The 7,028-nt window shown below is 30.4% G+C and carries 4 protein-coding genes and 2 pseudogenes; 4 read left to right on the top strand and 2 right to left on the bottom strand.

The genetic code is table 11. The features are described 5' to 3' along the window. Window positions 1–238: 238 nt before the first annotated feature. The 3 genes and pseudogenes from ACKI5C_RS06475 to ACKI5C_RS06465 all read left to right on the top strand — a co-directional run. On the top strand, window positions 239–1,198 hold the full coding sequence (locus tag ACKI5C_RS06475) for a PLP-dependent cysteine synthase family protein (RefSeq protein ID WP_407432360.1): 960 nt from the start codon (window positions 239–241) through the stop codon (window positions 1,196–1,198). Window positions 1,199–1,219: 21 nt separating this feature from the next. Next, on the top strand, window positions 1,220–1,948 hold the full coding sequence (locus ACKI5C_RS06470; RefSeq protein WP_407432359.1) for a hypothetical protein: 729 nt from the start codon (window positions 1,220–1,222) through the stop codon (window positions 1,946–1,948). 151 nt (window positions 1,949–2,099) lie between these two features. Beyond that, window positions 2,100–2,729 (top strand): annotated as a pseudogene (locus tag ACKI5C_RS06465) (hypothetical protein); the annotation flags it as partial. A 136-nt stretch (window positions 2,730–2,865) separates the two neighbouring features. On the opposite strand, the gene ACKI5C_RS06460 reads toward ACKI5C_RS06465, so the two are convergent. Then, on the bottom strand, window positions 2,866–5,097 hold the full coding sequence (locus ACKI5C_RS06460) for a hypothetical protein (RefSeq protein WP_407432358.1): 2,232 nt from the start codon (window positions 5,095–5,097) through the stop codon (window positions 2,866–2,868). A 121-nt stretch (window positions 5,098–5,218) separates the two neighbouring features. Between ACKI5C_RS06460 and ACKI5C_RS06455 the strand changes: the two are divergent. After that, window positions 5,219–5,472 (top strand): annotated as a pseudogene (locus tag ACKI5C_RS06455) (transposase); the annotation flags it as partial. 44 nt (window positions 5,473–5,516) lie between these two features. Here the strand turns inward: ACKI5C_RS06455 and ACKI5C_RS06450 are convergent. After that, a complete protein-coding gene (locus tag ACKI5C_RS06450) occupies window positions 5,517–6,674 on the bottom strand; it encodes an MFS transporter (RefSeq protein ID WP_407432357.1) in 1,158 nt (385 codons plus the stop codon). Window positions 6,675–7,028: the final 354 nt, after the last annotated feature.

The raw sequence follows: 7,028 nt of genomic DNA, 5'->3' as shown, positions 1-7,028 counted from the left end.
TAATAATTATGCATAATAATAGGACAAATATTGATTTAATTAATGACAAATATTGATATAATAAATACATTATCAAAATAATGTTACATCAGCAATAACATATAGAAGTGATGATAATCACCAATCTTTTCACAGAAATATTAATACCTCAAAAATTTTTTCAATCACATTATTTAAGAAAAGTATTTTTTTACAAAAATACATACATAATACTATTATTAAATTGGATTGAATTGTTATGAATGTTAGAAAGTTAATTGGTAATACACCAACTATAAAGATTAATTATGAATATGAGGAAAAGCAGGGTAGCATATATACCAAACTTGAATACTACAATTATTCTGGAAGCATAAAAGACAGAATCGCATCATATATCTTGGAAAAAGAAAAGGAAAACGGTACATTAAAAGATGGCCAGGCAATTGTAGAAGTTACAAGCGGGAACACAGGCATTGCATTTAGTGCCATGGGTGCTCTTTATGGTCATGAAGTCCACATTTTCATGCCTGACTGGGCATCTCTTGAGAGAAGAAAACTAATAGAAATGTATGGTGCTCATGTTCATCTTGTATCAAAAGAAGAAGGTGGATTTAAAAGAGCCCTTGAACTTGCAGAAGAATTTGCTATAGAAAATGATGCATATAGACCCCTCCAATTTGATAATAAATATAACGTTGAAGCTCAATATACTACAACAGGTAAAGAAATCATTGATACTATTCCTGACGTGAATGCCTTTGTATCCGGTATTGGAACTGGGGGAACTCTTATGGGAATTGGAAAAAGATTAAAAGAAAATAATCCTGATTCCAAAATATTTGCCCTTGAGCCAAGTACATTATCCATACTTAAAATGGGAATGGAAGAGGGAAGTCATATGATAGAGGGAATTGGTGATGACTTTATTCCAGGAATAGTTAACAAAGATTTGATTGATGATATTGTTTTAATTGATGATTTGGATGCTATTAATATGTCAAAAAGAATAGCTAAAGAATTTGGTTTGGGAGTTGGCATTTCCAGTGGAGCGAACTTTTTGGCCAGCGTTATAATGGATAATGAAGACATGAAAATGGCAACTGTTTTTCCGGACGATAATAAAAAATACATAACTACCAAATTATCTGAAAAAATTGATGAAAGTCCTGAATTACTTTCCAATAAAGTAAAACTTATTGGCTTTGATGTAATTTAATTATTTAAAAAATTGATTAAAATGAGAAGAAACAACTATCGTTTAATAATACTGTTATTAATAGCCATTCTTTTAATTTTTGGCATTGCAATTACCCTATTTAATAACAATAATAACAATAACACTGCAATAAGTAAGCCTGAAGTCATAGCAAATAATACTTCGGACAACGGATTCGTTCAAGTTATTAAAAATATTGGAAATCCTAATTCTTCTAAAAAAATAGCTTACGTGGTCGGCATTCATCCTTTAGAAAACGATATACACAAGACATTACTTAAACTGCTGCCGAATACAAGCAATTTAAACTACTCCTATGATATTTATATTGTTAATGTTACTGAAGATTTCAGCAGTTACGGACAATTGTCACCTGATGATCAGCCGGGCAGACAAACAGGTCAGGAATTAGCTTTAAAATATGTATATCCGGAAATCAGTAAAGGAAACTATTCTTTAGCTGTAGATATACATGGGCATGGCGCATATTATCCTGTTGAAACTTTCGTATTTACTCCTGTGGATAATCAATTAAGTTCAAATTATTCCCATAAAGTTTCAAATACCACACAAAACATTTCCTACTATGACCCTCAACATACAACAAGCGGCCCTTATTTGACTGTTCCTTTAAATGAAAAAGGTATTCCTGCATTTTACTATGAAGAAAACTGCTATTTAACACAGGACATTAAAGACTTACATATGCTAGAGCTTATTCATGCTATAGATAATTTAAAATTACAATAATTTAAACTGCCTCAACCTATTGAAGTTGAGGATTTATATTTTTTTTGAGTCTGTAAAATTTTATAGGCTTCTTTCAAATTTTATTTTTTACAGTTGAAATTTAACTTCGATGAAAATACTCTCTAATTTTTCTTTGATTCTAATTTAAATGAATAAACAAAATATCAATGGAAAAATCACAGAATTTAAAGAACAGCAGTATCAATGTAAAAAATGTGGAAAAAAATTCGGAATAAAAAATAATCCATTAATTGGAGAACATAAACAATTTTTACAAGAAATTATAAATAAAATTCCTGGAATAATGAAAATTGGATATCAATCACTTGGTAAAATAAGCAAATACTTTGAAGTATTCCTTGGAATCAGAATATCTCATCAAACAATCAAGAATTGGTCCAATAAAAATCATGAAGAAACAATCAACAATGAAGAATTCGAATATTCTGGCTATTATTTATATGATGAACAATTTTTAAGACTTAATGGAGTTAGACATTACAGATTGACTTTATTTGATGCCATACTTAATGTTCCAGTCTCAGAACGAATAGTACGTCGTAAAATACCAAAAAATACCAAGAAATTTATATTAGATTCAACGAAAAATAAACCATTTATTTGTTTAACAACAGATTTATTCCCAATGTATCGTAATGTATCTGATGAAATAGGAGTTAATCATCAATTATGTACATTTCATTTGTTCCAAACAATACATCACAAATTAAAAGTCTACTGTAGAAGAAACAAGATTAATGGAAAAGAAAGAGACTATATTGATTGAATTAAACATTTAAATGCTTCCTGTTTATCAAAACACAAAATTAGATTAAAAATTTTGCGCCACATCCTCGGATACCAAAAAAAAGAAAAAAAGGAGAAATTGTCCGAAAAACCATTTTTAGACAATTTCCTCATAACATGATTAGGAATGGAAGGTCAACAAAATTGGAGAATGTGGAGGTTCTACTTATGTATGGGATCTCTTGGCCAATGAATGCCTCTTCCCCAACTAATACTGATCCAACAAATCCTCCCATTGCACCTGCTAGCGCAGATCCTCCTATTACAAACAGACATGTTTTCAATCTATCATAATTGACATCATACTTAGCTGAAATGATTTCAACAGCAGTAAATGTACCTATGGCTGCGCCTGCTGCACATCCTACAGCTATACCTACTAGTGGATTAGCAGTAATAACGCCCGCAAGAAAACCAATGGCAAATGAACCTGCAATGGACGCAATAGTCATCCAAGTGGATGTTGATGCAGACATGCTTTTAGCAAAATAAACAATTGAATCATCATTATTATCTTCAGTAATGTTTACTTTGTCAATCATTACAACTCCACCATCACCTACGCACACATTGTCTCCTTTTCCATATGCAGTGTTTTCTTCGAATGTACAGTTGTTTAATTCCAAATAACCTTGGTTGAAGATTGCACCACCGTTTTTCGCATAATTATTTGTGAAACTGCAGTTGTTACAGATTACCACACCAGTATTTAGCATTGCTGCACCCCAATCTCTATCAGCAATATAATTCATACGGTTATTGTTGAATTTGACATTGTTTAAGAAACAAGTACCCTTTAAACATTTAACAGCAGTATTGAAATTAACAATAGTCAAACCATTGACAACAACTGTGACATTATCTTGATCAATAACAATCCATTTTTTCTCACTACGGTCACCGGCTCCACCAATGATTGTTGAACCATTACCCATGATTGTAATAATATCGAAACCCATATTTTTTACGTTCAATGTAGTGGTGGGAGAAGATATTGATAATTTGTCTGTAAAAATAATTCTCAAACCGTTGGTTAATTTCCGGGCATCTTTGTCTTTGTTGAACCATAAACCGGATGATTTTGTGTTTAGGGTTGATTTATAATCTTCTTGTTTAGAAATATACTTTGTAACGACCTGTGCGACGTCGAATTTGTAGTTTCCATGGATTGCTTTATCGAAAATCTGATTGATGTTAATCACATTGTAAAAATAAAATGATTTGATATAATCAAAAGTTTTGGAATCATGTCTGGAAGGAGTTGTTACTTGATGTGGGAATATGTTCAATGTGGAAGTTTGATGTGCGACTATGTTCAATGTGAAAGTTTTGTATACATTGTTATAGTCAGCATAATAACTGAGAATATCATCAATTTTTGTGATACCATTCGTCATAATGGACTTGTATATTAAAGGCATTATATCTATCAAGCAAGATGTACGGGTACTAAAATCACCATAGACATCGACATTATGGCATTTGTAAAAGTAATTGACATCCATACCTATTGATTTCCCATCAATAGTAGGGCGTGAGTTTTCAAAAGTATCATTTACAAAATAAATGTTTTTGCGGTTGCGGTCAACATATATTGCCTCACCTGAAAGTTGTGATTGGGAACGTACAAATTGACAATTGGAAATTGTATTGTTTGTACCTCCAATGTATATTGCACCACCGACTCCTTTTGCAATGTTATTTTCAAAAAGACATTGGGATATGGTACCATTATTTCCCATCCAAGTGACTGCACCACCGTTTACAGAGAAGCCATTACGAAAAATGCATCCATTAATGACCCCATCATTTCCATACCAACTTATTGGACTATTATATTCATATCGGCAATTTGTAAATTTCAAATTATTGATTGTCACATTGTTTCCCGTAATATTGAATATTGCGAAGTCTTTAGATCCACCTGCATCAATGGTATGACCATTACCATTGATGATGATATTGTCTTGGGAAATAGTAATTATATGATTACTGTCTCCACTTGATATTGTAGGTTTCAAATATTTACTGAGTATATTGCCTATGAATGTTTGGCTTTTTCCGCCAAATTTGTAATCCTTTGTAATGTTATAAACACTGTTGGAGGTAATGTTTTGAATATCTTTATTCAAATCATCATATGTTCCAGGTGCAGCATTATTAAAATTGGTGTTTGGAGAACTACTGTGAACGTCGACAGCTACTGCACTATTTTCATTAAATATAGTCATATGACTATTGTCCATATTGACTGTTACAGTTGTATTATCACTTGCACATACACAAGAGATGCTCATTAAAATGAATACACATAACAGCATTAAAGATAATTTTTTCTTCATAAAAAATCCCTACTTATATAGTAACTACCATATTATGATTTAATCTACGTACCATATAAGTATTTTCGCAAGTAAGCGCTTACATTAGCTTATTTTTTAATATAACATTATAATTTAAGTATATTTACAAAATTACAGAGCAATACCAGTAGTATTAAAAGATTTCATAAGAAAACACATCATCAATCACTTCCACAGATATGTACAACACTTAGATGATGAAAAATTGAGAAAACATCAAACAAAGTCGAAAATTACTACAGACAAACTAATCCAGAAATAATAAAGAAATTATACAAGACTAAAAATGGAATTCTAACATTTTTAGACTATCAAATGAAAAATTGGACTGAAAAACATCTAAAAATCAAATAGGACTATAAAATTTTACAGACTCATTTTTTTAAAAAAGATGATGGTTAAACTGCATCTTTAACATGAAGCAAGTCAACTGAGGAATATTTTTTGAATCTATATACGATAAATGGTATAGACATTGCAAATGAAATAACTGACATGATTAATATTGATGTAGTAAACCATGACTCGATAAGCACTCCGCCAAGCACTATACCAATTGTTCTGTTTAAATTAACTATAAACAAATAAAATCCGTTAGCAAATTCAGGTGTGTCCCTTGCCGCTGAAGTTATTGTATATTGTGCAATAGTCTGCATTGATCCATCCAAAATACCAAATAGAATCAATATAACAAACATCGGTTTTTCCATTTCAATACATATAATCATAGACAGCATCAACAGAATAAAAATAAAAGGATATGCCATAACAGACAATTTTAGATTTTTTTGCATTAATTTTCCCATCAGACTTGTTCCAAATACTCCTGCAAGTCCATTGAAGAATATGAATAATGACAATTCATCATATGGCAATCTAGTTATTGTTTCCAATAATAACGTGAAGAAATTATATGTGATTGATACTCCTATTCCGATAAACAGTATGGAACAGATTGAAACTACAAAAAGTTCACATTTAGCGTTATGGAATTGATTAAGGAAACTTTCTGTTTTACCCTTCATTTCAGGCAAAAAGAGAACAGTAAGAATCAATGATATCACATTGATTAAAGCAATCCATATAAGAGCATAGTCAAATCCGTAATTTGTTGTAAGATAAATTGAAAATGAAGCACCGAATACTGTTCCACTGGTTATTCCTAAAACTACCTTGTTAACATTGTTCGGATCCAGTTCTCCGATATATGTTAAAGCAAAACTGATTGCAGTTGAATAAAAGAATGCCGGAATAATTCTTAGTATAACAGCAATTTGAAAATCGTCAACAAAAATCTGAATAAAAACCGTGACAATAGTTACAAATAATGTTAAAACCAAAAATTTTTTCTTTTCAAATCTTGAAAGATATGCGGGTAAAAATAATGCAGTAATCCCAACTATAAGTAAAAATGTTCCGAGATATATAGTACTTTGTGCAATTTCTACTCTAAAATAAGTGGCGATTTCATTTGAAAGTCCCGATACGCTCAATAATGTCGATAATGAAAAAGTTATGAAGAATAATGTAATTAAAACTTTTCTGTTATATGTCATGAATATTTCCTTGTATTAAATTATATTAGTATATTTTTATGTTTTATGTTCGTATAAAATCAGTCCCCGATAAATTTATTGGATAAAAAGTAAATTTGCAAGTGAATTGACAAATTTAGAAATAAAAATAAATAAGCGCTTATAAAAAGCACTTAAATTATTATGGGAGTAAATATGATTTAAATATATAAATTATTTCATTTCTCATAGTATCTTAAAAAATCTTTGATAAATATAATGTATTTTACAGCTTAAAGACAATATAATTACATTTATATATAAAAAAAAGCAATATTTAAAGTTTTTAGAATGCAAGCACTTACATAGAACCCAAAAATAACCGAAAACATTATA

It is taken from the genome of Methanobrevibacter sp. (assembly GCF_045646045.1).
In the GTDB taxonomy this organism is placed as follows: Archaea; Methanobacteriota; Methanobacteria; order Methanobacteriales; family Methanobacteriaceae; genus Methanocatella.
Note: the sequence above shows the minus strand (reverse complement) of the source record. Positions and strands in the feature narration are given on the sequence as shown.